At 36.0% G+C, this 26,458-nt stretch carries 24 protein-coding genes, 1 pseudogene and 1 riboswitch; of the genes and pseudogenes, 15 read left to right on the plus strand and 10 right to left on the minus strand.

What is annotated here, in order from left to right:
• Positions 1-130: 130 nt before the first annotated feature.
• The 3 genes and pseudogenes from NSQ08_RS02805 to NSQ08_RS02815 all read left to right on the plus strand — a co-directional run.
• On the plus strand, positions 131-670 hold the full coding sequence (locus NSQ08_RS02805) for an ester cyclase (protein ID WP_340771272.1): 540 nt from the start codon (positions 131-133) through the stop codon (positions 668-670).
• Positions 671-689: 19 nt separating this feature from the next.
• Positions 690-1,238: an NAD(P)H-dependent oxidoreductase gene (locus NSQ08_RS02810; protein WP_340771275.1), complete on the plus strand. Its 549-nt coding sequence runs from the start codon at positions 690-692 to the stop codon at positions 1,236-1,238.
• 12 nt (positions 1,239-1,250) lie between these two features.
• Positions 1,251-1,616: pseudogene (locus NSQ08_RS02815) on the plus strand (MFS transporter); the annotation flags it as partial.
• Positions 1,617-1,667: 51 nt separating this feature from the next.
• Here the strand turns inward: NSQ08_RS02815 and NSQ08_RS02820 are convergent.
• The 5 genes from NSQ08_RS02820 to gapN form a co-directional block, all read right to left on the minus strand.
• Positions 1,668-1,871: a hypothetical protein gene (locus tag NSQ08_RS02820; protein ID WP_002010828.1), complete on the minus strand. Its 204-nt coding sequence runs from the start codon at positions 1,869-1,871 to the stop codon at positions 1,668-1,670.
• Positions 1,872-2,122: 251 nt separating this feature from the next.
• Complete coding sequence (locus NSQ08_RS02825) at positions 2,123-2,638, minus strand: type 1 glutamine amidotransferase domain-containing protein (RefSeq protein WP_340771280.1); 516 nt, start codon at positions 2,636-2,638, stop codon at positions 2,123-2,125.
• A 282-nt stretch (positions 2,639-2,920) separates the two neighbouring features.
• The gene (locus tag NSQ08_RS02830) at positions 2,921-4,120 is read right to left on the minus strand and encodes an ABC transporter permease (protein WP_012260383.1); all 1,200 of its coding nucleotides are present in this window, start codon (positions 4,118-4,120) and stop codon (positions 2,921-2,923) included.
• A gap of 60 nt (positions 4,121-4,180) precedes the next feature.
• Entirely contained in the window at positions 4,181-5,605 is a 1,425-nt protein-coding gene (locus tag NSQ08_RS02835; protein ID WP_002010833.1) for an amino acid permease, read from the minus strand.
• Positions 5,606-5,751: 146 nt separating this feature from the next.
• A riboswitch (Lysine riboswitch) is annotated at positions 5,752-5,933 on the minus strand.
• 177 nt (positions 5,934-6,110) lie between these two features.
• Complete coding sequence (gene gapN, locus NSQ08_RS02840; protein WP_088035237.1) at positions 6,111-7,550, minus strand: NADP-dependent glyceraldehyde-3-phosphate dehydrogenase; 1,440 nt, start codon at positions 7,548-7,550, stop codon at positions 6,111-6,113.
• Between the two features lie 628 nt (positions 7,551-8,178).
• Here gapN and NSQ08_RS02845 point away from each other — a divergent pair.
• From NSQ08_RS02845 to NSQ08_RS02865, 5 genes are all read left to right on the plus strand, one after another.
• Entirely contained in the window at positions 8,179-9,939 is a 1,761-nt protein-coding gene (locus NSQ08_RS02845; protein ID WP_002140514.1) for an ABC transporter ATP-binding protein, read from the plus strand.
• Complete coding sequence (locus NSQ08_RS02850; protein WP_002140515.1) at positions 9,936-11,936, plus strand: ABC transporter ATP-binding protein; 2,001 nt, start codon at positions 9,936-9,938, stop codon at positions 11,934-11,936. Before NSQ08_RS02845 ends, NSQ08_RS02850 begins: the two co-directional genes overlap by 4 nt.
• A gap of 303 nt (positions 11,937-12,239) precedes the next feature.
• A complete protein-coding gene (locus NSQ08_RS02855) occupies positions 12,240-13,037 on the plus strand; it encodes an amino acid ABC transporter substrate-binding protein (protein WP_002030008.1) in 798 nt (265 codons plus the stop codon).
• Positions 13,024-13,722 (plus strand): amino acid ABC transporter permease, encoded by a 699-nt coding sequence (locus tag NSQ08_RS02860; RefSeq protein ID WP_033706449.1) that lies wholly within the window; start codon positions 13,024-13,026, stop codon positions 13,720-13,722. The genes NSQ08_RS02855 and NSQ08_RS02860 overlap by 14 nt, the downstream gene beginning before the upstream one ends.
• 28 nt (positions 13,723-13,750) lie before the next feature.
• Positions 13,751-14,485 carry an amino acid ABC transporter ATP-binding protein gene (locus NSQ08_RS02865; RefSeq protein WP_002010843.1) on the plus strand — a complete coding sequence of 245 codons (735 nt, stop codon included), beginning with the start codon at positions 13,751-13,753 and terminating at the stop codon, positions 14,483-14,485.
• Positions 14,486-14,536: 51 nt separating this feature from the next.
• Here the strand turns inward: NSQ08_RS02865 and sasP are convergent, their stop codons facing one another.
• Positions 14,537-14,740, minus strand: coding sequence for a small acid-soluble spore protein, SasP family (gene sasP, locus NSQ08_RS02870; protein WP_000013349.1), 204 nt, complete (start codon positions 14,738-14,740; stop codon positions 14,537-14,539).
• Between the two features lie 490 nt (positions 14,741-15,230).
• On the opposite strand from sasP, the gene NSQ08_RS02875 reads away from it, so the two are divergent.
• On the plus strand, positions 15,231-15,476 hold the full coding sequence (locus tag NSQ08_RS02875; protein WP_340771298.1) for a hypothetical protein: 246 nt from the start codon (positions 15,231-15,233) through the stop codon (positions 15,474-15,476).
• Between the two features lie 16 nt (positions 15,477-15,492).
• On the opposite strand, the gene NSQ08_RS02880 is transcribed toward NSQ08_RS02875, so the two are convergent.
• Together NSQ08_RS02880 and NSQ08_RS02885 are read right to left on the minus strand one after the other, a co-directional pair.
• Complete coding sequence (locus NSQ08_RS02880) at positions 15,493-16,953, minus strand: YheC/YheD family endospore coat-associated protein (RefSeq protein ID WP_002140519.1); 1,461 nt, start codon at positions 16,951-16,953, stop codon at positions 15,493-15,495.
• Between the two features lie 19 nt (positions 16,954-16,972).
• Positions 16,973-18,025: a YheC/YheD family protein gene (locus tag NSQ08_RS02885; protein ID WP_002140521.1), complete on the minus strand. Its 1,053-nt coding sequence runs from the start codon at positions 18,023-18,025 to the stop codon at positions 16,973-16,975.
• Positions 18,026-18,150: 125 nt separating this feature from the next.
• Between NSQ08_RS02885 and NSQ08_RS02890 the strand changes: the two genes are divergently transcribed.
• Entirely contained in the window at positions 18,151-19,296 is a 1,146-nt protein-coding gene (locus NSQ08_RS02890; protein ID WP_340771303.1) for a DUF445 domain-containing protein, read from the plus strand.
• A gap of 143 nt (positions 19,297-19,439) precedes the next feature.
• A complete protein-coding gene (locus tag NSQ08_RS02895; RefSeq protein WP_002125511.1) occupies positions 19,440-19,793 on the plus strand; it encodes a YlbF/YmcA family competence regulator in 354 nt (117 codons plus the stop codon).
• A gap of 154 nt (positions 19,794-19,947) precedes the next feature.
• On the opposite strand, the gene NSQ08_RS02900 is transcribed toward NSQ08_RS02895, so the two are convergent.
• Together NSQ08_RS02900 and NSQ08_RS02905 are read right to left on the minus strand one after the other, a co-directional pair.
• Positions 19,948-20,544, minus strand: a complete 597-nt coding sequence (locus NSQ08_RS02900) for an NDxxF motif lipoprotein (protein ID WP_113768993.1) — start codon at positions 20,542-20,544, stop codon at positions 19,948-19,950.
• Positions 20,545-20,568: 24 nt separating this feature from the next.
• Entirely contained in the window at positions 20,569-21,126 is a 558-nt protein-coding gene (locus tag NSQ08_RS02905; protein ID WP_113768994.1) for an HAAS signaling domain-containing protein, read from the minus strand.
• Positions 21,127-21,526: 400 nt separating this feature from the next.
• Between NSQ08_RS02905 and alsS the strand changes: the two genes are divergently transcribed.
• The 4 genes from alsS (at position 21,527) to NSQ08_RS02925 (ending at position 26,448) form a co-directional block, all read left to right on the plus strand.
• Positions 21,527-23,215: an acetolactate synthase AlsS gene (gene alsS / locus NSQ08_RS02910; RefSeq protein ID WP_113768995.1), complete on the plus strand. Its 1,689-nt coding sequence runs from the start codon at positions 21,527-21,529 to the stop codon at positions 23,213-23,215.
• Positions 23,216-23,231: 16 nt separating this feature from the next.
• Entirely contained in the window at positions 23,232-23,990 is a 759-nt protein-coding gene (alsD, locus tag NSQ08_RS02915; protein WP_340780035.1) for an alpha-acetolactate decarboxylase, read from the plus strand.
• 218 nt (positions 23,991-24,208) lie between these two features.
• A complete protein-coding gene (locus NSQ08_RS02920) occupies positions 24,209-25,288 on the plus strand; it encodes a tetratricopeptide repeat-containing glycosyltransferase family 2 protein (protein WP_033708831.1) in 1,080 nt (359 codons plus the stop codon).
• A gap of 50 nt (positions 25,289-25,338) precedes the next feature.
• Positions 25,339-26,448, plus strand: coding sequence for a glycosyltransferase (locus tag NSQ08_RS02925; protein ID WP_240380977.1), 1,110 nt, complete (start codon positions 25,339-25,341; stop codon positions 26,446-26,448).
• The last annotated feature ends 10 nt before the right edge of the window (positions 26,449-26,458 follow it).

Below are 26,458 nucleotides of genomic sequence, written 5' to 3' on the forward strand. Positions count from 1 at the left end.
TTATCATATCACAAAACTATCTTTTTGGTAACTATATGAAAAAAATATCACTACTTCCATAAAGGAAGTTAGTGCATATACAATAGAAATAAGAAATACAAAGGGTTTGTATGAAGAGGAGGTGATTTCCATGGTTATGAAAAAGCTGTTTATGTTACTTAGTTTTTTTGTCATTTGTATTGTGCTTGTAGCATGTAGTGGTGAGCAAAAAACTGAAATCCAATTATTGAAGGAAATGCCGAAGCCAAAAACAATGACAATCGATCCTTCATTAAGTAAAAAGGAAGCGACAGAAATCGTGCATGCAGCGCAGCGCTTTTATGCATTTTGGGATACAGGTAGAGAGGAACTTATTCCGCAGACGGTTACTGAAAATTTTTTCGATAACACACTGCCGAAAGGTCGACCACAAGGCACTGAAGGATTAAAGCTTGCAGCACAAAATTTTCGCAAAGTCGTTCCTGATATACATTGCGAGATTGAAGATTTATTAGTCGTTGGTGATAAAGTAACAGCTCGTCTTTCTTTTACAGGAACTCATAATGATAAGAAAATCAATTTTTTTGCAATTGATATTTTGCATGTGAAAGACGGAAAGATAACGGAAGATTGGCATTTAGAAGATAATCTTACGCTGAAGCAGCAACTCGGCTTAATAGCTGAAGAGTAAAATAAGGGAGAGAAAAGTGATGGAAAATATATTCATTATAAATGGGCATGAAAAATACGGTACGAAAGAAGGACGATTAAATAGAACGTTAGTTGATTATATGGTAACTGTATTAAGTGAGAATCATCATGTGAAAACAACAACGATTCAAGATGGATACAGTATTAAGGAAGAGCAAGAAAAGTTTTTATGGGCTGATGTTGTAATTTATCAAACACCTATTTACTGGTTTAGTGTACCGGGATTATTTAAAACGTATATGGATGAAGTGTATGAATACGGTTTGTTCTTTAAAGGTGCAGATGAATACGGAACAGGTGGTTTATTAAAAGAGAAGCAGTATATGTTTTCTACAACTTGGAATGCACCTGAAAAAGCATTCGGAGATAAGACGAAGTTCTTTGAAGGAGAAAGTTTAGAATCAGCACTTAGTCATTTACATCGTGTGCAGAAGTTTCTTGGTATGAGTCCGTTAAAGAGTTTTGCTTGTTATGATGTGGTGAAAAATCCTACTGTTGAGAAGTATTTAGAGAACTTGAAGAACCATTTAGAAGAAGTCATTCAATAATTACAGTCATAATATGTAGGCTTATTCATTTACACAATTGGATTTACAATACTCGGAACGAGCAATAGTTTATGGATCTTATTAATTGCAGGGCTTTTCCAAACTGTAGGAGAGATGATGTATGTGCCGGTTCGTCAATCTATAATGGCGGATATGGTGCCGGATGAGGCAAGAGGTTCATATATGGCGATTAACGGAATGGTCTTTCAAGTGGCAAAAATGAATGGGGCATTAGGTGTTATGCTAGGCTCGTTTATTGCATCTTGGGGCATGAGCGCTCTATATTTCATCGTTGGTATGAGCAGTATTTTATTATTTATGAAGGCGATAGGGAAAGAGAAGTATCAGAATGAAGGAAATGTTTCTCAGATTGGATGAAACTATATAAAAGCGAACCAGTTATACTGGGACTCGCTTTTTATATAATTTTTAAAACGGATCAACTTCAGCTAAATCAGGATTGGCGTTAGGGTTTGTTAATAAGGTTTTCAGCTCACCTACTTCTGAGAGAGCGACGAGGATATAACCACTAATAAGGACGATGAGTCCGATGACTCGTAATGTTTGCAATTTAATGTCACGGCTATTTTCTTCTGAGTTGTTTTGGGGCGTTGCAGGCGGATTGTTGTTCATAATAGAGCTCCTATCTTTTTTATTTATATGTGCGAAATCATTATTTAACTTATGGATAGGAATTGTATAGTCATTTTCACTATATGAGAACTGCCTATGAAAAGTGATTAGAAATTTTGGGACGAGAAAAGAGGCTGTCTCAAAAAATCATTAAAGATGAAGAAATGTTTCATATGGTGTTAATCTTGTTTTTTACAAATAAAAAGGTTAACCAAAGTAGTTATTTAGCTACTTTGGTTAACCTATAATAACTATCCTAATATATGCAATGATTCTTCAATAAACATTGGGATGTCCTCCGGTTGTCTACTTGTTACTAGCTGATTTTGGCATACAACCACTTCTTTATCATGAAAATTTCCACCGGCATTTTTCAAATCGACCTCAATGGATTTATATCCAGTCACATCGCGTCCTTCAAGTGCTTGTGCAGTGATGAGTAATTGGGGGCCGTGACAAATAGCAAAAACAGGTTTTTTCGCATCCATAAATGCTTTGCTAAAGCGAACAAAACGTTCATCTGCACGAAGTATATCTGGAGAAAATCCGCCTGGTATAAAGAGGGCATCAAAGTTCTCTGGAGAAACATCATCAATACTTTTATCAATTACGACTTCACTTTTTCCTTGTTTACCGTGTACCTTTTTACCTTTTTCCATTTCAATAGTTGTTAATTCGTATCCCTTTTGATTAAAAGCTTCTACTGGCTCTGTGTATTCTGTGTCCTCGAAATAATCCGTTATTAAAATAGCAATTTTTTTACTCATTGCAATCAGCTCCTTATATTATATAATCGGTTCCAGAATCGTCCTTGAGCAACGCCTTTTATAAAGTGAAACTTTAATTCATATTTTTTCATTCCCTCCAGTTCCTTTGCCCTGTTAATTTAATAACTACCCTTTTTATTAGGACGTAAACATGTATTATCGTTTTTGTATGTAAAAATCATAAAATATCGGTTGTTTCAGTGATTCTTGTTTGAGGAAGAAAAATAAAAAAGCCAAGGAGATAATTTATTTTCTCCTTGGCTTTTAAGATAATTCTTTTCGTTAAAATGAAGAAATTCGTTTCTTTGTTTTTGGAACAATAATAAATTTTATCCAAAGTACTCCGATTACCATAATAATTAAAGCATGTAGTAATTGCCCTGTAGCAATGAGTATAACACTTGAAAATACAATGAGTTGAATACTTAGCAATATGAAAATTAAGCGGAGAAATTGATTCATTCGTTTTTCAGTATCAATTGGATATAATGCTACAATAATATTTCCTGAAAAATATTTCCACAGAGAACGAAGCTGCATAGAAATCATATATAGGACGATATAAGCGATAGCACCTTTTACATATATATTCGGAATGAAATATAGAGCGAAAGCACCGATCAACCCTAAGCGAATATATATACCGAAATAATCATTACCGCGTAAAAATGCTAGTGTATGTAAATAGAAGAAAGTTGCTCGTTTTTTATGTAATAAAGGTTCAATCCAATTTGTAAGCCATTTTCTTTTATTTACTTGCTTATTCAGTTGCGGAACATCGGTGAAAATGCTAGCAAATTGATAGAAACGAACGTCCATTTTTTCTTCTTGTTCGATTATGTAATCCCACGGTATTCGTTTTGTAGGTTGTTTCTTCGTGTATAGAAGCAGGAAAGCAAGAAGTAAGAGTAGTCCGCCTAACACGATCACATTTGCAGTATAAAACAGCATGTAAATGATCAGGGCGTTACAAGCAATACGAATGATAAACCATATGCTTTTTTCATAACTATCACGCCACATCCAATGTATGTATATGTTCCAGCCCTTTAGAATCATTAAAATTATAAAGATTGTACATAAGAAAGGTACGGTTAGTTGTAATGATTGCATGGCAAGCGGTACGATAACAAGGAACGTAAATATAAGCGGGAAAAGCTGAATGATGTAATTATATAGAAGAGATTTTTTAAAATAAGATGTTAATTTCTCTTCTAATGCAAGTAAATAGACAGCGTCCGGTTTTTGAATAAATGTGCGAACTTGGCATCTCGTTACAATGAGTGTAAGTACGATCGTGATGAGTAATAAAGATATTCCTTTAGAAGGATCCGTTTTAAGAAACTTAGCGTAATAATATGCACCTACACATGAGACGAAGATGAAGCTATATAGTAAACCGTTAATCATACGTGCAAAGTATGTGATGGCATTTTGAATATGTTGTTGAAAGCGAGAGCTCCATAGTGATTCGATTGACATGTTTTTCACCTCTTTTTTCTATTATATATGTTTTATAAAGTAAAAAACGAGCAAATTGCGTTACGCAACTTGCTCGTTTTTCTTTTCTTTATTTTTTTTCTGATCACGATTCATTAATGGATAGAAGGCAAAGCCAATCCCGAATAAACCAATTCCGAGAAGAAATGTTTTTATATCGGATGCGCCGGTTTTAATAACCCATAGTGCATAGCAAAGTGCGATAACTGCAACTACACCATCCATAATTCTTGAACCCATTTCATTCTTATATGTTTCACCAGTTGCGACTAGTTTTAACTGGAATATTGGTGAAACGAGATATGGAATGAGGTAGGCCAGTGTTGATACGGTAATAACGAATGTATAAGCTTCCGCAATTGTTCCTGATAATGTTGAGAATAAGAACACTTGCGACATAATGTTTGTTAATCGTAGTGAATGAATTGGACTTCCTTTTTTATTCGTTTTTGCGAAGAAGGAAGGGAAGAAACCTTCTTTTGCTGCTTGATAAGGTACTTCTGAGCTTAATAAAATCCAGCCTAATATTGAACCGAATAGGGAAGTAAGAGCAAGTAATGCCATAAGTTTCCCGCCGCCGTGACCCATTGCAGCGTTTAATGCATCTGCTAATGGACGTTCAGAAGCTTGTAATTTATCAACGTGAAGTACACCCATTGTTAAAATTGTAATTCCTAAATAAATTGCAACTGTGATAAGTAATCCTGCAACAGTTGCCCGTTTTACCGTTTTGGGAGAAGTAGCTCGGTTTGATAAAAGAACGGCTGATTCAATCCCGATAAATGCCCAAAGTGTTGTAAGAGCCGCTAAATTTACTTGTGAAAGGAGGCCGTGTGATACGCCTTCTTTATCGATCATTGGTGTGTACCATTGTCCAAACTTTGAAGCTTCGAACGCAAATAACGTAACGACGATGAATAGAAGGAATCCAGTCACTTTCGTTGTTGTTGCTAAGAAGTTTAGCTTCCCAGCTCCGCTTACACCGTTTGTTAAAATTAAATGTGTTCCCCAAAGTAAGATGGAACAAATAGTAAATGTAATTAGTTTTCCAACTTCTATATTGAAAGAGCCAATTGAAAATAGTAGTCGTGTATCTTTCATAATTGGGAAGAAGAGCGATAAATATCCCGCGAAAGATGTAATAATGGCAACGTTACTTGCCCAGTTTGCAACCCAATATCCCCATACCATGCTGAAACCAGCCATTTTCTTTCTTTTTGGTGTTGAGAATAAAGCATATGCATGACTTTGTGGTCCTGTCGTTAAATCAGGACGACGAATTGCTAAATTACCGAAAACAAGAGCTAGCATTAAAACACCAAACCCTGTTGTTAACCAAGCTAAAGTGACACCGAGTGGGCTTGCTGTTTGTGCTAACGTACTTGGCACCATGAAAATACCAGCGCCAACCATGTTACCGACAACGAAAGCTGTTAGTACCCAAAAGCCCCATTTTTTTTGTTGCATAGAAAATACCTCCAAAGTTAGTATAACCAAGTCAAGCGAGGAGATATGTATGTCTTCCTGATAAGGAAGAGAAGGTCCAAACAAAACAAAAAAAGCACGTAATTTGCCGCTACATGCTTTCTATCTTATAAGAAACCCACGACATACCTCTCGATAGCTCTCCACAAACGAAACGTTTGTGACAGTTCTGCACTTATTAAATGCAGACCCAGCAAGCGTGCATGGTGGACACGACTTACTTCGGCAATCATTCCTTTCTCATTTCTTCATCAATGCCACTACATCTCCTGAAATGATACTCTTAATGACTGCAACCTCTACCTCACCGAGATACGAATGAGGATTTATGTATTAAATTAACATGTTTAAGAGTAACAAATGTATTTTTATACGTCAATGGATATAGTAATAATCAGATTATAGAGAAGAATTTGTTATTAAGTCCCGGAGGATTTTAACTAAAAAGCAGCTGACCTAAATATTAGATCAGCTGCTACATATAAGATTAAACTAAGTTTAATACAGTTACTTTTTGACGAGTCATAGACTCAAGGCTCTTACGAATACCTTGTGCGCCCATACCTGAACCTTTTACACCGATGAATGGGAAGTGGTCAGGGCCGCGCTCTGTGCGTCCGTTAATTTGAACAGAACCAGTGTCGATTTTGTTAGCAATTGCAAATGCTTTGTTAATGTCTTTTGTGAAGACACTTGCTTGCAGACCGAACTCTGATTTGTTAGCAATTTCAATCGCTTGTTCGTCAGAAGAAACACGGATGATTGGAAGGATTGGGCCAAATGGCTCTTCCCAAGCAACTTTCATTTCTTCTGTTACGTTGTCGATTAATGTTGGATAAATTAGGTTGCGCTCACGTTTGTTACCGATAACGATTGTTGCACCTTTTTCAGCAGCATCGTCAATTAAACCTTGAACGAAGTCAGCAGATTTGTCGTCGATTAATGGAACGATTGTGCTGTTTTGTTCTGGAGATCCAACTGATAGTTCAGCTACTTGCTCTTTTAATAAGCCAGCTAGTTCGTCTGCTACATTTTCATGTACAAGTACACGCTTAATAGCTGTACAACGTTGACCTGAGTAAGAGAATGCACCGCTTACGATATGCTTTGCAGCTTCTTGTAAGTCTGCATCTTCACAAACGATACCAGGATCTTTACCACCAAGTTCTAATACAAGTGGAATCATCGCAGCTTTTTTCGCTAAATGTTTACCTGTATTTGTACCACCTGTGAACGATACCATATTTACGCCAGGATGTTCTACTAAGTAGTCACCAATTACAGAACCGCGTCCTGTAGCTACGTTTACAAGACCTTTTGGAAGGCCAGCTTTATGAAGTGCTTCAACCATTTTAACACCGCTAATTGCACCTTGAGTTGCTGGTTTGAAGATAACAGCGTTACCCATAATAAGTGCTGGTGCAAGTTTTGCAGCAGATAAGTTTACTGGGTAGTTAAATGGTGCAATTGCTAATACAACACCAAGTGGTGCGCGCTGAATAATCGCAAGTTTAGATTTAGATCCACCAGGGAAGCTATCACCCATCATGCTTTCACCGTGCATGTGAAGTGCTTCGTCAACTGTGTAACGAATTAAGTCAGCTGTACGAACGACTTCTTTTTGCGCATCTTTATAGCCTTTACCGACTTCTTTCATAATGATATCGGCAATTTCATCTTGCATATTTACGAGCTCATCAGCCCATTTATATAAATATTTTGCGCGATCTTGTAGAGAAGCTTCAGCCCATGATTTTTGAGCTTCTTTTGCAGATGCAATTGCTTCATCTACTTCTCCTTGAGTAATTGCTTGTACTTGCCCAATTACTTCGTGTAAGTATGGAGATGGAATTTCGATTGTTTGACCAGAAGAGCTTTCTCTCCATTCTCCGTTTAAATAAAATTTGTACGTATTGCTAGTTGTCATGATTAGTCCTCCTAAAATAGCAACTTGTAAGAGTGAGTATAAGGTGATTGTAGGTGGTTTGATAATATTTTTCAAATGAAATGTTTGTGAAAACGATTTCTTACTATTTTTTTATTTTGTATGCCCTTTCTTACAGAAGATTCTCTTATTTCAAACTGAATTATAAGCAGAATGCATCACTTTTATTTTTTGTGATAAAAGATTATTTTATTCTAAAGCGAAAAAAATAATTGACAGAATACTCAATAAAGTTGTAAGATTATAAATGGAAAATAAATGAAGGGGGTGTGCGTAATGATTGTAATCGTAAATGTAATGGGCTTAGCTCTATTAAATGGCGGAAAATATTCATATCATTACGCAACCCGTGCGGATATATAGGACCTTTTTGTCTTATGAGAAGCGTACGTTGCGTATATCGTAACGTACGCTTTTATGCATTCTATTGCATATCGTCAAGCGGCGGTATGCTTTTTTTTGTTTATTTTCCTTGTTACTATAAAAAATCAGAATTTGGAAGGTGGAAAAATGTGATGAAATTGTATGGCTTACGAAATGTAAATGTGATGGGTTTGGATAGCGGATAAAGAAATGTGAATCAAACGGGAACGAGAAAGGAGAGGTTATATTGTTTTCAGTATTACTAAAGTTAAGCTGGTTTTTTAGAGAGCATTGGAAAAGGTATAGTATTGCAATTGGGGTACTTTTAATTGTAAACGTGATAGAGGTAATTCCACCGAAAGTGTTAGGAATTACAATTGATAATATTAAAACGGGAGCCTTAACGAATGAGGCGATTATGCAATATATTCTTATTTTACTTGGGGTAACGATTGTTGGGTATGTACTTACTTTCATTTGGCAGCACCAACTATTTGGCGGTGCGTTCGTACTTGAGAAAACGATGCGTTCAAAATTTATGGGGCATTTACTTAAGATGACACCGACGTTTTATCAAAAAAATCGTACTGGCGATTTAATGGCGAGAGCGACAAATGATTTAAAAGCAATCTCCATGACAGCTGGTTTTGGTATATTAACGCTCGTTGATTCTAGTCTATATATGCTTACAATCGTTTGTATGATGGGCTTTTCAATTAGTTGGCAGTTAACATTTGCTGCGCTTATACCGCTTCCGATTATGGCGTATGCGATGAATAGATACGGAAAGAAGTTGCATGAAAGATTTACAGTCGCGCAAGATGCGTTCGGGGATATGAACGATAAAGTACTTGAATCAATTGCGGGTGTACGCGTTATTCGTGCGTATGTACAGGAGAATGCTGATCAAGAAAGGTTTCATCATTTAGGAGATGACGTATACGAGAAAAATATGAGAGTAGCAAGAATCGATGCATTATTCCAGCCAACTGTAAAAATGCTCGTCGGTCTTAGTTATTTAATTGGTTTAGTGTACGGTGCATATCTCGTATTCCAATCAAAGGTGACACTTGGTGAGCTCGTTTCTTTTAACGTCTATTTAGGGATGATGATTTGGCCGATGTTTGCAATTGGTGAATTGATTAATGTTATGCAAAGAGGAAATGCGTCGCTCGACCGTGTAAATGAAACGTTAGCTTATGAACCGGATGTAAAGAATCCGAAAGATCCAAAGGTTGTACAAGAGCCAGATTACATTGAATTTGATAATGTTACTTTTTCATATCCTTCATCAATTGAAACAAATTTAAAAAATGTTTCGTTCTCATTAAAACAAGGAGAGACACTTGGCGTTGTTGGGAAAACAGGAAGCGGGAAAACGACGCTCGTTCGTCAGTTTCTTCGTCAATATCCACTTGGGGAAGGGGATATTGCGGTTTCTGATGTGAAGCTAGATAAAATTACGAATGATAACGTACTTGGCTGGATTGGGTATGTACCTCAGGAACACATTTTGTTCTCAAAAACAGCGAAGGAAAATATTTTATTCGGAAACAGAGAAGCGACTGAAGAAGAACTTGAAAAAGCGATTGAAATAGCTGCGTTTAAAAAGGATTTAGAGTTTTTACCGGAAGGTTTAGAAACGCTTGTTGGAGAGAAAGGAGTTTCTTTATCAGGTGGGCAAAAGCAAAGGATTTCGATTGCGAGGGCTGTTATTCAAAATCCGGAAATTTTAATTTTGGACGATTCTTTATCAGCTGTTGATGCTCGTACTGAAGCGGCAATTATTGAAAACATACGAACAGAAAGAAGCGGGAAGACGACGATTATAACGACGCATCGTTTGTCAGCAGTGCAGCATGCTGATTGGATTCTCGTTATGGATAACGGTGAGGTTATTGAAGAAGGCTCGCATGAAGCGCTCGTTCGAAATGGGGGCTGGTATGCAGAGCAGTTCGAAAGACAACAAGGTGAAAGTGAAAGTACGGATAGTGGGGTGAAAATATGAGTGTTTCAAAACGATTGTTTCAATACGCGATGAAAGTAAAAGGGCCGATTTTTGCAGCGATGGCGATGCTATTTGTTTTCGTTATTGCAGAACTCGCGGGTCCTTTCGTCGCAAAAACGATGATCGATGAGCATATCGTTGGAATAGAGAGACCCTGGTATGAAACAGAAAAGAGTGAGGATGCTGTTTCATATAATGGCGCCTTTTATAAGCGAAGTGATCGCTTTGAACAAGGTGAGCAAAAAGGGAAAGAAGTCCGAGTGATTCAAGTTGGTTTTCAGTACTATTTTGTACCGAATAAAATAACGCTTGAAGGAACTCGTTCTGTTAAGGGTGATGTGCTTACAGTGCAAAGTGGTAAGGCAGTGCAAGTGTATAAATCGAAAGCCTTAACGAAAGAAGAAGTATTTGCGTTTTATAAACCAGAAATAAATAGGTTATTACTACTTGGCGGTGGATATTTCGCTTTATTAGTAGTCGTATCATTATTTGCATACGGAAAGCAGTTCTTCTTACAGAAGGCGGCAAACAAAATTATTCAAATTATGAGGGAAGACGTCTTTTCCCATATTCAAACGTTGCCAATTCGTTATTTTGACCATTTACCAGCAGGGAAAATTGTATCGCGTGTAACGAATGATACAGAAGCGATTCGTGATTTATATGTAACAGTGCTTGCGACATTCGTCTCTAGTATCATCTATATTATCGGGATTTTCGCTGCGCTATTTTTACTTGATGTAAAACTGGCGGCACTATGCTTACTCATCATCCCAATTTTAATTGTTTGGGCGATTATGTATAGAAAGTATGCGTCTGTATACAATCATAAAATGCGTTCGCGTTTATCGGATATTAACGGAACAGTGAATGAATCAATTCAAGGGATGCCAATTATTCAAGCATTTCGTCAAGAACATGAAACGAAGAAGGAATTTGAAGAGTTAAATGGTGATTATTTTAAATATCAAAATAAAATTTTAAATTTAAATGCAGCAACTTCGCATAATTTAGTGTCTGTATTAAGAAACATCGCTTTTACAGGTGTAATTTGGTATTTCGGTGGTGCTTCATTAAGTGCTTCTGGCCTCCTTTCTCTAGGGATACTGTATGCTTTCGTCGATTACTTAACGAGATTGTTCTCGCCAATTACGAACATGGTGAACCAACTTGCTAACTTAGAGCAATCGCGTGTTGCATCAGAGCGCGTCTTTGAATTGCTAGAGGAAAAGGGAGAGGCAGTAGAAGAAGAACGTATGCCTCGCTTAACCGGAAATGTGAAATTCGATAATGTTTCGTTTTCTTACAATGGAAAAGATGAAGTATTAAAAAATATTTCTTTTGAAGCGAAACAAGGGGAGACAGTGGCACTTGTCGGTCATACTGGATCAGGAAAAAGTTCCATTATGAATGTGCTCTTTCAGTTTTATGAATTTCAAAAAGGGAAGCTTACGATTGATGGTCACGATGTAACAGAGATGCCGAAACAAGCAACACGTGAACATATGGGAATTGTATTGCAAGATCCGTTTTTATTTAGCGGGACAGTGGCATCCAATGTAAGCTTAGAAAATGAAAAAATTTCAAAAGATCGCATCGTAAAGGCGTTACGTGATGTTGGTGCGGAAAGGTTTGCGAACAATATAGATGAAAAAATTACGGAGAAAGGAAGTACACTTTCAACCGGAGAACGTCAGCTTATATCGTTTGCTAGGGCACTTGCTTTTGATCCTGCTATTTTAATTTTAGATGAAGCGACTTCCAGTATTGATACAGAAACAGAAGCGATGATTCAACAAGCGCTAGAAGTTGTGAAAAAAGGACGAACGACGTTTATTATCGCTCATCGTCTTTCAACAATTAAGAGCGCTGATCAAATTATTGTGCTTGATAGAGGAACGATTTTGGAAAAAGGTTCCCATGATGAATTAATGAAAAAGCGCGGGCGTTATTACGATATGTATAAAACGCAAATGGAAGGAAACCAGAGTGCTTAATTTTTAGAAGAACTTGCGATTTTCGCAAGTTCTTTTTTGATAGGATTGTCCGCTTAGAAGTTAATATATTTCACCGGCTGAAAAACTTATAAATAAGTAGGTATTGTTTTACCTTTTTCTTTATAAATGCTATATTAAAAAATGTTACTTATTTTTTGTATGTAGCGCTATTTTTCCATTTTGTTTGATTATGAAGAAAAAGGTTAAACTAAATAAGAACATTTTCATTGAAAAATTGTTCGAAATTGCATACAATCAATATAGTTTTTAAATTCCTATCAGAATACTTGGAGGACTACTATCATGAAAAAATTATTTTCAGTGCTTGCAGTAACTACATTAGCGATTGGGATTGTAGCGGGCTGCGGTAAAGAAGAGAAAAAAGATACAGCTAATCAAGATGCATTACAGAAGATAAAACAAAGCGGTGAGCTTGTAATTGGTACAGAAGGTACATATCCACCATTTACGTTCCACGATACAAACGATAAATTAACTGGGTTTGACGTTGAATTAGCAGAAGAAGTTGCAAAACGTTTAGGTGTAAAGCCTGTATTTAAAGAAACACAATGGGATAGCTTACTTGCAGGAATAGATGCAAAACGTTTCGACATGGTTGCGAACGAAGTTGGTATTCGTGAAGATCGCCAAAAGAAATATGACTTCTCTAGTCCATATATTTCTTCTTCAGCAGCATTAGTTATTGCGAAAGATAAAGATAAACCTGCTACATTTGCTGACGTAAAAGGATTAAAAGCAGCACAATCTTTAACAAGTAACTACGCAGATATTGCTAAGAAAAATGGTGCGGAAATCACAGGTGTAGAAGGATTTAGCCAAGCAGCAGAATTATTAAGTTCTGGCCGCGTTGATTTCACAATCAATGATAAATTATCAGTGTTAAACTATTTAGAAACGAAAAAAGATGCAAAAATTAAAATTGTAGATACAGAAAAAGAAGCGTCACAAAGTGGATTCTTATTCCGTAAAGGTAGCGACAAACTTGTACAAGAAGTAAATAAAGCGTTAGAGGATATGAAAAAAGATGGTACGTACGATAAAATAACGAAAAAATGGTTCGGTGAAAATGTATCTAAGTAGCGCATTGATGTCAGATCGATTGTCTACTTGGATAGATATTATGCAGACTTCCTTCGCGCCTATGCTGAAGGAAGCTGTCTTTACGACAATTCCGTTAACGCTTATTACATTTATTATCGGTATTATACTTGCGACGTTAACAGCGCTCGCACGTATTTCAGGTAGTCGTATTTTACAATGGATTGCTCGTATCTATGTATCTATCATTCGCGGAACGCCACTTCTTGTACAGTTATTTATTATTTTCTATGGTCTTCCAACTCTTAATATTGAGGTTGAGCCATATACAGCAGCAGTTATTGGATTTTCATTAAATGTAGGTGCATATGCATCTGAAATTATTCGTGCTTCTATCCTTTCAATCCCGAAAGGACAGTGGGAAGCAGCTTACACAATTGGGATGACATACCCGCAAGCATTAAAACGTGTTATTTTACCACAAGCAACACGCGTATCAATTCCGCCGCTTTCTAATACATTTATTAGTTTAGTGAAGGATACGTCATTAGCGTCGTTAATTTTAGTAACAGAAATGTTCCGAAAAGCGCAGGAAATTGCGGCAATGAACTATGAGTTTTTAATTGTTTATTTTGAAGCAGGTCTAATTTATTGGGTAATTTGCTTCTTATTATCTATCGTGCAACAAATATTAGAAAAACGTTCAGAACGTTATACTCTAAAATAACCCTTTCATAAAAGGAGTTTTTGTTTTTATGATTTCAATTCAACATTTACAAAAAAGTTTCGGAGATAATACCGTATTAAAACATATAGACCTATCAGTTGAGAAGGGCGAAGTGGTTGTTATTATCGGGCCATCTGGATCTGGTAAAACGACATTCTTACGTTGTCTCAACGTGTTAGAAACGCCGAACGCTGGTAACATTCGCATCGGCAATAAAGAGCTCGATTTCTCTCAAAAAGTATCGAAGAAAGATATTGTAAATCTTCGTACGCAAACAGGTATGGTATTCCAACACCATAATCTATTTCCTCATTTAACAGCAATTCACAATGTAATGGAAGGGCTCGTTACAGTGAAAAAGATGGGGAAAGAAGAAGCGAAGAAAAAAGCAAACTATTTCCTTGAAAAAGTTGGTCTTGCGGATAAAGTAGACTTATATCCGTTCCAATTATCAGGTGGACAACAACAGCGCGTTGGAATCGCTCGTGCGCTTGCGATGGAGCCGGAAGTTTTACTATTTGATGAGCCAACGTCAGCACTTGATCCTGAGCTAGTCCAAGAAGTTTTAAAGGTTATGAAAGAACTTGCTAAAGAAGGAATGACGATGGTCATTGTAACGCATGAAATGCGCTTTGCTCATCAAATTGCGAACCGTGTTATTTTCATGGATGGCGGTGTCGTTGTCGAACAAGGTACACCGGAAGATGTATTTACAAATCCAAAAGAAGAACGAACGAAGAAGTTTTTACAAATGTTGCAATAAATTAAGGAAGGTCTCAAGGCATATGCCTTGAGACCTTTTTGCCATATATATTTATTTTTGGAATCCGCCAAGGCTTTGCTCAGCCATTGCAACTAGACGTTTTGTAATTTCTCCACCAACAGAACCGTTAGCGCGAGCCGTAGAATCTGCTCCTAATTGTACACCAAATTCTTGAGCGATTTCGTACTTCATTTGATCGATTGCTGCTGTTGCACCTGGTACTACTAATTGATTGTAAGAACTTTGGTTTGCCATAGGAATATATCCTCCTTAGAGTTATAAAAATTTTTTTGGTTGGACTAGCTGGATTTGAACCAGATTATCGCCCCGTTTGGCGCTAATCCATCGGTAATTAAGTTTGTACTCATAGTATGGATGTTACCTAGAAAGATATACAACAAAATAATTTGTAAATTTTGTAAAAAATATTTCATCATTTCGTAAATTATGAAATAAGAGTAATCGTTGTATTTTTAAGAAAGAAGGCTAAACTAAGAGCGAAATCATATGCGTTTTTTTCCTTGTATAACCAGCTTGGCTTACTTAACTTATGATTTGTTAAAGTGAGACAAATTCCAGTTTAGTAAAATGAAAATTAAATCGGGAGCAACTACATAGTTCTGTTTTAACCCAGGATGGGGCAGAAAAAGGAACTGACCGCGTCTATGCACGGCTAGATGCTCTCTTCAATCTAAAAAAAGGGCTTTTTAATTGTTTTTAAACGATAACGTATGGAGGAATCATGATGGGAATTTGCCCGCTTTGCAACGCGCTAGAATCACAAACATATTCTTGTCAAAATTGCCAAGGTATACTCCAAGATTATGGGAAAACTGTAGATTACATAGACGATTACAGTGCATATATGGATCAAGAATTATTAAGTGCAGTAGACGGTTTAACACATAATAATTCACAGGAGTATTGCAATCATGTTTTTTATTGCAGAGTATGTAATGTGGAAACAGAAGTTGTAGTGAAGCTCGTTTAAATAAAAAACTTCCACCTTATGAAGGAGGTGGAAGTTTTTGTTTTTGTATTTGTGAGTTAATCATAGGGGAAGGGATGTTTTCGGTATGTGACGAAGGATCTGATTTTATTTGTGACATTTTTTCTTTCTTGTCGCGCAAAGAGTGTTCAGTTAAATAGATGGCATATTCATAAAATAATTGGCGCGTAAGTTCACTTTGTTCTTTTAACTTTTCATCTTGGAATACAGTTCGCCCCGGTTTAGAATTTGCTTCAAATAGCCACGGGTTTTCCGTGGTGTCTAAACCAATGTCAAAACCAATTTCTCCGATGTTCCCGGTTACTTGCCCATCAAGTGCATAACTGATTTGTAAGGCTGTTTGTTTTAGTTTATTTTCAATTTGAACTTGCTTTGTTGAATCAGGAAATAGTTCCTGAAGTAATTTCGTATCACCGCCGCTATTTACATGAGTTGTTAAGCTACCTTTGCCGGCGATTTTAGCGACGATTGCACTGACTACCCAATTACCAAAATGGTTTTTATTTGTATGAATGCGAAAATCGACGGGTTGCCCTTCGAAGCGAAGCAGTGAGATACCTTGTTGTACGATAAACTTTTTTAAATCATGTCCTTTTAACACATGGTTAAGAAGGGCTTCTAATGATTGATACTTTCTTAGTTTGTTTTGTTCATTTTCACGGTAACGACAATAGTAGCAATTATCAGTTTGAGAATAGAGTATTTGATGAATATTTCTTCCGAAGCTACCGTGTATTGGTTTCATATAAATGTACTTATGCGTACCGAGAAGTCGTTCTACTTGTTCAAAATGTTGAAATACTTCTGTATTTGGTAAGAATGGTTTAATTGAATCTTCTTTCATTAAAAGTTGATGCACTTCCCATTTATTGAAAAATCCCGGATTAAACCACGGAATCGCATAGTCGCTTTCTAAACGTTTTTTTGCTCTTACGATAGGTTTGTAATTTTCTGCTTGCCGATTTGGTAATCGGTCGTAAATGACATTTGGTAAAGGGACTTTGTTTTTTACCCATTTTCCTTCTTGAAAGAAGTACCCTTCAATTGTTTCCTCTTCCCAGTTTATATGTTGAATGCCAAAGACAAATACAAATGGCTGCAATGTGAATGGTGGTGTTAATAACTCACTGAGAGAGATGGAACGACTTCCTAAAGGAGAATTAGAATCATCGTTAAAGCCAGTTGTGAAAATCCCGATTAATGGGCCGAAAACAATGGTTTGATTGTGTAAGAAGGCATGGATTGTTGCTGAATGCGGTAGTAAAAGATCGGCTGCAATCTGTTCGCCAATAATAATTTCTCGCGTGAATGAATAATGAATTTTAATATTCTCACATGTAATATAACGTAAGCCAAAGAAAAAGGATGTAATTGGTGGTGTAATAGAAAAAACGTAAGGTAAAGTAATACTATTTGGATGCTCATCTGAAATACTTAATGTATATATGTGCTCTTTCAACAGGGATTTCCTCCTTTCATTATGGTGTAAATCGGCTAAACTTTAATGGACCATGAAAAATTTGTTCAGCCAGTTCGTCGTTGTACCTAGTATAAACATCGTAAGAAGGCATCGTATTGACGTACATAAGCCAAATGGCACCTTTTTGATCCATAATGGTAGAAAGCTCTAGTTCAAATAATGAAGAATAGGACTGATCGAGTGTTTTAAACACTTCATTTACAACATCATGTAAAGCATCTTTTAATAATTGAACGCCAGTTGGAGAAAGTAAATATTTAATTTTAGAAAATGGATGTAACATAGAACGTTCTGTTGCTGAAAGTAAAAATTGTGCTGGGAATGAAGATTTTTGTATAAATTGACCGAGCACTTGCCAATTCTGTTCTTTATTTTTTTGCATAATGGTTCGAATATGAATCGGATATGATAGTTGATTTGGAGGTTGTAACATTGGATGAATCATATAACGGAATGAGTGTATGTTCGATTTGCACCATGATATAAATTTATCTGTTCGTTTGAATTGAGTAGAAGTATGATGTTGTTCATTTATTGTATCGATATGAAATGTTTTATTTTTGTAAGTGGCCCGATATAAATTTTCATTGGAGTGTATATTGATTGGTCTTATAATAATATCTCTTGTTTCTAGTAGTAATTTAAAAATTCCTTGTACTGTTCCTTTTATTATTTTTGGTACGTAAGGGGAAAGACGTTTATTAGTAAGAAAAAGATTGTGTAAATCGCTTGGGTTAATAAGTGTGTTGTTTAAAAAAGTAGTGGAAGAACGTTTGTGTAATGAATGAATAATCGCATTTGCTTGTTGGAATTCCTCATCCTCTTTGAAATGACAACGATCATATATATATGAAGGAATGGGAAAGGTTTGATCTATCCAATTTCCTGTATCTGTATCGTAAATAAGACCAGAAACAAGATCTGTCTTTGAATCAATGCTAAACGGTGTGAATTGGGCAACGACGTTATGATAAAGACGAGCTCGCTTAGCGATTTCGGTGTAATACGTTTGCTCGTGATGGAGCCCGGAAGTTAAAAGACCAAGAACCAACGAAATCACTCCTTTAGTAATAAGATGTTTGCATTATAGGCGAAGCTATATATTGCAAATACGTTTTTATACCATTATACTTTTGTCCGTATGATGATATGCTATAGTTTTGGAGAAGTGAAAGGTTGATTGTGATGAATATATGGTTAAATATGTTAATAACGACAGGGCTCGGGGCAATTATTGGAGGATACACAAATCATTTAGCGATAAAAATGTTATTTCGTCCTCATCGTCCGATTTATATTGGGAAGTTTCAAGTTCCATTTACGCCAGGGTTAATTCCGAAACGCCGCGATGAGCTTGCTGTTCAATTAGGTAAAATGGTTGTAGACCATTTGTTAACACCAGAAGGAATCGGAAAAAAACTAACAAATAAAGAGTTTCAAACCAGTTTAATTCGCTGGACACGAGTGGAAGTTGATAAAGTAATTACAAATGAACAGTCGTTACGGGATATGTTAGAAAAATGGAATTTAGAACATGTAGAAGAAGAGGCGATCGGGAAAATCGAACATGTTATTACAGAAAAAATTCATGCATTTTTAGCAGAGTACTATACATATACATGGGAACAGGCGTTACCTCATTCTGTTCATGAAAAAGTAGAGAATGCGATTCCGAATGTAGCATCTTTTATTTTAAAAAGAGGAATTAGCTTTTTGGAAAGTGAAGAAGGAAAGGAACGCCTTTCAAAAATGATTGATGACTTTTTCGCTTCCAGGGGAACGCTGCTTAACTTAGTTGGTATGTTTTTAGGGAATGTAAGTTTAGTTGATCGCGTGCAGCCGGAAGTCATTAAGTTTTTAGGACAAGATGGAACAGAGCGTCTGTTAACTGATGTACTGCAAAAAGAGTGGGAAAAGTTAAAAGGAAGAGACGTAAAAGAATTAGAAACGTTCGTAGAGAAAGAAATGATTGTGAACTCCATATTGTCAGCGGTTAAAGTAGAGGAAACAGTGAGTAGATTTTTAAATCAGTCTGTTCAGCAAGTATGTGAGCCAGTTCGAGAAACAATCGTTGAAAAAGTGGTCCCTAGCGCAGTAGAGAAAGGCTTGAAGTGGGGGACAGAAAATGTGGGAAGTATATTGGGAAATCTACAGCTTGCGGAAATTGTCCAGCAGGAAGTATCTACATTTTCAACAGAGAGACTAGAAGATCTCGTATTGTCCATTACAAAAAATGAGTTAAAAATGATTACATATTTAGGGGCGTTATTAGGAGGAACAATTGGATTTATTCAAGGGTTGTTACTCTTGTTCCTTAAGTAATAAAGATGGGTGCATAGAAATAAAAGTGAAATTTCTTCCCATCTCTTGCATAGTTTGATATGGTAGGAAGAGGTGCGTATGTAAATGCACTTAAAAGGCAGTGCGAGCGAAAAGCGCTAGCCTTCTAAAGGAGGAAAAATAAAATGACAAAAAACATTCATGATGTTGCATATGAATTACAAAAAACAATCGCTGAAAACGAAGATTTCCAAACACTAAAAGCAAGCTACGCAGCAGTACAAGGAGATGCAGAGTCAAAGAACTTATTCGAAGAGTTCCGCGCGATGCAACTTGGCTTACAACAAAAAATGATGCAAGGCCAAGAAATAACTGAAGAAGACAACCAAAAAGCACAAGAAGTTGTAGCTCGCATTCAACAAGATGCAAAAATTACAAAGTTAATGGAAACTGAGCAACGTTTAAACATCGTTATCACTGACGTTAACAAAATCATCATGAAGCCACTTGAAGAATTATATAGCGCGCAACAAGCGTAATGATAGAAGACGCTCCTAGTATGGGGGCGTTTTTTTTGTGTAGGAAATTTGATAGTCCTTCCACAAAAAAAACCCTTTCAAAATAGCCATGTGTTAGTGACTGTTTTGAAGGGGATATATGATGTATCTTTCAATTTCTCTTTTACATATATAATTACTTGTTGAAATACTCAGTTCTAATATTTTTTTCTTTCAAAAACTTTTCAATTTCTTTTTGCTTCCTACCATTAACTTTCTCAAAGCGTTTTGTAAAAGAAAAATCGGTTTTGAATAAGTTACCATCTTGCGCGATTTTGTCTAATTCGTGCTCTAGTTCTACTGAAAGTGCCGTAGATGCTGAAATGAATTCATACATTTCTTTCGAAGGTTTTTTGTAATCATCAGGGATCGTATTGTTACTAATAAAATCATGGAAATTCGCATCATTTTGTTGCGCTAAATCTACTAGTTGCTTTAATTTCTCTCGGTCGGATTCCGTGACATTCTCGTCAGACATAGATGATGAAAGTGGAACGATGTTTTCGTCTAACTCTCCGCTATAATCTAAATAAATTTTTATATTTTGTTTCATTTCGTCTTCGTTAATCGTTTCATTCTTTTTTGAGGAAGTGAATATAGTTTCTGGAATTTTTATCGTTACATCTTTAATAGATTGCACATCGTTTTCTTCCTTAGGTTGTGCACTGTTTGAACAAGCTGATAGAAATAAAATTGTAAGTAACATGAGTAGATATAAAGTATACTTCTTCATTTTAATCTCCTTTTATATTCATTATTATCTTTGTAAAATAGCTATATTCCATTTCAAATACTTTACTAAAGTTGCGTATAGATGTTTTACCATTTGGTAAGATATGACGGATATGAGTAAACCGCTGCAAAAAGCGATGAACACATTGTAAACATCGGAATAACTGATTTGATGAAACCCTTTAAAAAATCCTAACCCTATTAATAAAATAGGTGAGATGATTAATAGTGGAGTAGCAATGATAAGTGCTAGAAGAATCGGTAATAAAAAGAGTAGTACGAAAAAGGCGATAATGATAAAGGTAAAGTTTAAAACACTTAAACTCATAACAGAAAATAGTGCGGTTATCATATTTTTAAAGCTTCGTTTATTATCAGCGTTATGTATTGTATAGGAGACATTAAGCTCTTTCGCGATCGTTTTAGGGTTTCCTAGTTTTCTAGCAATTTCTTCTTCACATTTCCCATCTTGTTTACCACTGATAAAATGAGTTTCGTACTCTGAGATAATATCTTTCTTTTCTACATTAGGCATATTCCGCAGGGAAGAACTAAGTTGTTCCAAAAATTCATTTTTCTTCATAACAATCACTTTCCTTTATAAAATGATGAATTACAGCTGAGAATCCTATCTTTTGAAAAGGGGGATACGAATTATAAGGTGCGTTCCAATTATTGGGTATTCCAATATTTACAAATATATCATTTAGTAATGTTCTTTGCAAGGTACTATAATCTTATTAATACTGTGATTAGATGGAATTTTTTCGTGCATTTTTAGAGGAGATATAAAAATGTTATTTTAGGATAAACAAAGGTTTGTAAGCGCATTCCTTAGAGGTTGTCAAAATACTGTCAAATTTATATCGTTGGAAAAATAATGCATTTGTAATATAATGATAAACAATACTTCACCACATTAATTAACTAGGTGAAATTAAAAATCTTTATTACACACATTATGAAATAAAGGGATGATTAGTTTGAGTACAGGTGTAAAAGCAAACGACGTGAAAACAAAAACAAAAGGAGCAGATCTTGTTGTTGATTGTTTAATTAAACAAGGTGTTACACATGTTTTCGGTATTCCAGGAGCGAAGATTGACTCTGTATTTGATGTACTGCAAGAAAGAGGACCAGAGTTAATTGTTTGTCGTCATGAACAAAATGCAGCATTTATGGCAGCTGCTATTGGTAGATTAACAGGGAAACCGGGCGTATGTCTTGTAACTTCAGGACCAGGGACATCAAATTTAGCGACAGGTCTTGTTACTGCGAATGCGGAGAGTGATCCCGTTGTTGCTTTAGCTGGTGCAGTTCCGCGTACAGATCGATTAAAACGTACGCATCAATCTATGGATAATGCTGCATTATTCGAACCAATCACTAAATATAGCGTAGAAGTCGAGCATCCTGATAATGTACCAGAAGCACTTACTAATGCATTTCGAAGTGCTACTTCTACAAATCCAGGAGCAACACTTGTAAGTCTTCCGCAAGACGTTATGACTGCGGAAACGACAGTAGAATCTATAGGTGCGCTTTCTAAGCCACAGCTTGGAATCGCTCCCACAAATGAAATTACATATGTAGTAGAAAAAATAAAATCAGCGAAATTACCAGTTATTTTACTCGGTATGAGAGCAAGCACCAATGAAGTAACGAAAGCAGTTCGTGAGTTAATTGCTGGTACAGAACTTCCTGTTGTTGAAACATATCAAGCAGCTGGTGCAATTTCGCGTGAGTTAGAAGATCATTTCTTCGGCCGTGTTGGATTATTCCGTAACCAACCAGGTGATATTTTACTAGAAGAAGCAGACCTTGTTATTTCGATCGGTTATGACCCAATTGAGTATGATCCGAAATTCTGGAATAAACTTGGCGATAGAACAATTATTCACCTTGATGATCACCAAGCAGATATCGACCATGATTACCAACCAGAGCGTGAATTAATTGGCGATATCGCTTTAACTGTAAATAGCATTGCGGAGAAATTACCGAAGCTTGTATTAAATACGAAATCAGAAGCAGTTTTAGAACGATTACGCTCGAAATTATCAGAGCAAGCAGAAGTTCCAAATCGTGCTTCAGAAGGTGTTACGCATCCACTTCAAGTCATTCGTACACTTCGTTCTTTAATTAGTGACGATACAACCGTTACATGCGACATCGGTTCCCATTCTATTTGGATGGCAAGATGTTTCCGTTCTTATGAACCACGTAGACTATTATTTAGTAACGGTATGCAAACGTTAGGTGTTGCACTTCCTTGGGCAATTGCAGCTACTTTAGTTGAACCGGGCAAGAAAGTTGTTTCCGTGTCAGGTGATGGTGGTTTCTTATTCTCTTCGATGGAATTAGAAACAGCGGTACGTTTAAATGCGCCTGTTGTCCATCTCGTTTGGAGAGATGGTACATATGATATGGTTGCGTTCCAACAAATGATGAAATACGGTAGAACATCAGCTACAGAGTTTGGCGATGTTGATCTTGTGAAATATGCAGAAAGTTTCGGAGCAATAGGTCTTCGTGTCAATACACCAGACGAATTAGAAGGTGTATTGAGAGAAGCGTTAGAAGCAGAAGGTCCTGTCATTATTGATATTCCAATTGACTACCGTGACAACATTAAATTAAGCGAAAAATTATTACCAAACCAATTAAACTGATGGGGGCATGAGTGAGATGATTGTTGCGCAATTAATTGATATTGATGCAAAAAGAACGAAAATGAGTAATGAAGTATATCAAACATCTACAATGCTTGCGCTATTAGATGGTATATACGATGGTGTTATTAACTTTGAGGAACTGAAAGAACGTGGTGATTTTGGCATCGGTACATTTGATCAATTAGATGGTGAAATGATTGCGTTTGATAATGAGTTTTATCATTTACGTTCAGACGGTTCAGCGGAAAAAGTAGAACCGGAAGAAACAACACCGTTTGCGACTGTAACGTTTTTTGAAAAAGAAATGAGTTATACGGTAGAGCGTCCGATGAATCGTGAAGAAGTGGAAGCATTATTACATGAGTTAATGCCAAGTAAAAACTTATTTTATGGTATTCGAATGGATGGAACGTTCCGTGAAGTAAGAACGAGAACTGTTCCAAGACAAGAAAAACCGTATACGCCGCTCGTTGAAGTGACGAAATCACAACCGATCTTTTCATTTAAAGATACAGAAGGTACGCTAGCTGGATTTTGGACACCAGATTACGCGCAAGGTATTGGTGTAGCTGGTTTCCACTTACATTATATTGATGATGAAAGAAGCGGTGGCGGACATGTTTTCGACTATGTTGTAGAAAACTGTACGATCCAAATTTGTCAAAAAGCTCATATGCATTTAGCACTTCCTGAAACAGCTGATTTTATGGCGGCGGAATTATCAAGAGAAAACTTAGAGAATGATATTGCGACCGCGGAAGGTGCGGAGTAAAAAGGAATCGAAATTATGTATTCTCTATATAAAGAACCGAAGTCTTGTTCAGGCTTCGGTTTTTTTCATTGATTTGCAATCTTCGAGTGAAATTCCCCTATCCAATTTCACTGCACCGCCTCATTATGTTTCTTTTGTAAAATGAAAACTCAATTTTGAAGCAAAAGAAATATAAATTTCTCTCCAAACATATACATCAAAAGGATAGGGGGGATATGATGGAAAACTCCATTACTATTAGTTTATGCATGATTGTAAAAGATGAAGAACAAACTATATCAAAATGCTTAGAATCGGTTAAAAGTGTTGTGGATGAAATTATTATTGTAGATACAGGTTCAACAGATGGTACAAAAGAAATTGTGAAGAAGTACGACGCGAAAGTTTATGATTTTCAATGGATTGAAGATTTTTCAGCGGCACGAAATTTTGCGTTTTCTAAAGCTACAAAAGAATATATTCTTTGGCTAGACGCAGATGACATAATAGATACGGAAGATATAAAGAAATTGTTGCAGTTAAAACATACGTTAGATCGTAGTGCGGATGCAGTATCTATGAAATATTATTTAACTTTTGATATAGAAGGAAATCCAACACATTCTTTAAGGAGATATCGATTAGTCAACAGAAGTAGAAATTTTCAATGGTATGGATTTGTTCATGAATATTTAGAGGTGTATGGAAATCTTATAAATAGTGACGTAGGGGTAAGTCATAAAAAAGAAAAAGCATATACTAATCGTAATTTGAAAATATATGAAAAACATCTTGAGAGTGGAAAAGAGTTTAGCCCCCGCGATGTGTACTATTATGCAAATGAATGTAAGGATCACAGATTATTTGATAAGGCTGTTAAGGGGTATTCTAGGTTTTTAGATGAAGAAAAGGGTTGGGTTGAAGATAACATTCAAGCTTGTTTAAAAAGAGCCGAATGTTATTTAGAATTGGGGGACTTAAAAAAATCTATACAGTCTTGTTTGCAATCATTTACGTATGACACGCCTAGAGGAGAACTTTGTTGCCACTTAGGACGTGTATTTTTGCAACAAGGAGAATATTCTAAAGCGATATATTGGTACCATGCAGCAATTGACGGGCCACGACCAAAGGATTCTCCGTTTGTCCGAGAAGAGTGTCATACATGGTTGCCGCATATTCAACTATGTATTTGTTATGATCGAATAAAAGAATATGAAAAGGCAATTTATCATAACGAACAAGCTGCACAGTTCATACCTAATAATCCAAGCATTGAATATAATAGAAAATATTTTGATAGTTTATCGGAAAAATAATATTTAATAATACTAGATAATCATTTTGGCTGCTGAGAGGAGTTTGATTCATGCTCACAAGTATAATTATATTGACTCATAATCAATTACAATATACAAAAGAATGCATCCAAAGTATTAGAACTTATACAGTGGAACAAGAGTATGAGTTAATAGTTGTGGATAATGCATCAACAGATGGTACTGTAGAATGGTTACAAAAACAATCGGATATTATGCTAGTGGAAAATGCGGAGAATATGGGTTTTCCAAAGGGATGCAATCAGGGAATTAAAGAGGCAAAAGGTGACAATATTCTATTATTGAATAATGATGTGGTCGTAACTGAAAATTGGCTAAGCAACTTAATTCGGTGTTTATATGAAAGTAAGGATGCTGGAGCGGTAGGGCCCGTAACTAATAATGCCGCTTACTATACTGCTATACAAACTTTTTATAAAGATATTGAAGGAATGCAGAAGTTTGCAACTTTATATAATCAAAGTGATAAAGATAAATGGGAAGAACGTATGAAATTAATCGGATTCTGTATGCTTATAAAAAAATCAGTGTTAGATGAAGTTGGATTATTAGATGAACGATTTACACCGGGGAATTATGAAGATGATGATTTGTCACTAAGAATGTTTGAAAAAGGATATAAACTGTATTTATGTAAAGATACATTTATTCATCACTACGGAAGTGTCTCATGGAAAGAAGATAGTATGAAATTTTCTGTAGTTTTACATGCAAATAATATAAAATTGTATGAAAAATGGGGATTTTATGGTGAAAGTTTATACATTCATTATGATTTACTAGCAATTGTAGATCGATTTGCGCCTGATCAAGTGAATATTCTTCATATAGGAGCTGGATGTGGTGCAACTTTATTAGAAATGAAAAGGCGTTATCGAGCAGTTCCCATATTTGGAGCAGAAATTAATGAAAAAGCAGCAGCTCTTGCAAATAGGGTAGCTCCTACAACTTCTGCTGAGTATGACAAGTTACATGAGGTATTTACAGATGAAAAATTCCAGTACATTTTGTTATCACATCCTATTGAGTTAGCTCAATTACCTCAGGTCATACAATCTATGTCACAACTTTTAACGCCAACAGGAACTTTCATTATGTCGAAATTCAATTTAGATAATTATTATGCATTAAAAAAATAATGCTTTTAAG

The organism is Bacillus sp. FSL E2-8887, assembly GCF_038007205.1.
Taxonomy (GTDB): domain Bacteria; phylum Bacillota; class Bacilli; order Bacillales; family Bacillaceae_G; genus Bacillus_A; species Bacillus_A mycoides.

Bases quoted from the DNA above. Each gene is read 5' to 3' on its own strand.
- NSQ08_RS02835 (WP_002010833.1), bottom strand. From the start codon at position 5,605: ATGCAACAAAAAAAATGGGGCTTTTGGGTACTAACAGCTTTCGTTGTC.
- gapN (WP_088035237.1), bottom strand. From the start codon at position 7,550: ATGACAACTAGCAATACGTACAAATTTTATTTAAACGGAGAATGGAGA.
- NSQ08_RS02865 (WP_002010843.1), top strand. From the start codon at position 13,751: ATGATTTCAATTCAACATTTACAAAAAAGTTTCGGAGATAATACCGTA.
- NSQ08_RS02805 (WP_340771272.1), top strand. From the start codon at position 131: ATGGTTATGAAAAAGCTGTTTATGTTACTTAGTTTTTTTGTCATTTGT.
- NSQ08_RS02905 (WP_113768994.1), bottom strand. From the start codon at position 21,126: ATGAAGAAAAATGAATTTTTGGAACAACTTAGTTCTTCCCTGCGGAAT.
- NSQ08_RS02900 (WP_113768993.1), bottom strand. From the start codon at position 20,544: ATGAAGAAGTATACTTTATATCTACTCATGTTACTTACAATTTTATTT.
- NSQ08_RS02810 (WP_340771275.1), top strand. From the start codon at position 690: ATGGAAAATATATTCATTATAAATGGGCATGAAAAATACGGTACGAAA.
- NSQ08_RS02825 (WP_340771280.1), bottom strand. From the start codon at position 2,638: ATGAGTAAAAAAATTGCTATTTTAATAACGGATTATTTCGAGGACACA.
- NSQ08_RS02920 (WP_033708831.1), top strand. From the start codon at position 24,209: ATGGAAAACTCCATTACTATTAGTTTATGCATGATTGTAAAAGATGAA.
- sasP (WP_000013349.1), bottom strand. From the start codon at position 14,740: ATGGCAAACCAAAGTTCTTACAATCAATTAGTAGTACCAGGTGCAACA.
- NSQ08_RS02860 (WP_033706449.1), top strand. From the start codon at position 13,024: ATGTATCTAAGTAGCGCATTGATGTCAGATCGATTGTCTACTTGGATA.
- NSQ08_RS02820 (WP_002010828.1), bottom strand. From the start codon at position 1,871: ATGAACAACAATCCGCCTGCAACGCCCCAAAACAACTCAGAAGAAAAT.
- NSQ08_RS02895 (WP_002125511.1), top strand. From the start codon at position 19,440: ATGACAAAAAACATTCATGATGTTGCATATGAATTACAAAAAACAATC.
- NSQ08_RS02855 (WP_002030008.1), top strand. From the start codon at position 12,240: ATGAAAAAATTATTTTCAGTGCTTGCAGTAACTACATTAGCGATTGGG.
- NSQ08_RS02875 (WP_340771298.1), top strand. From the start codon at position 15,231: ATGGGAATTTGCCCGCTTTGCAACGCGCTAGAATCACAAACATATTCT.
- NSQ08_RS02830 (WP_012260383.1), bottom strand. From the start codon at position 4,120: ATGTCAATCGAATCACTATGGAGCTCTCGCTTTCAACAACATATTCAA.
- alsD (WP_340780035.1), top strand. From the start codon at position 23,232: ATGATTGTTGCGCAATTAATTGATATTGATGCAAAAAGAACGAAAATG.
- NSQ08_RS02925 (WP_240380977.1), top strand. From the start codon at position 25,339: ATGCTCACAAGTATAATTATATTGACTCATAATCAATTACAATATACA.
- NSQ08_RS02850 (WP_002140515.1), top strand. From the start codon at position 9,936: ATGAGTGTTTCAAAACGATTGTTTCAATACGCGATGAAAGTAAAAGGG.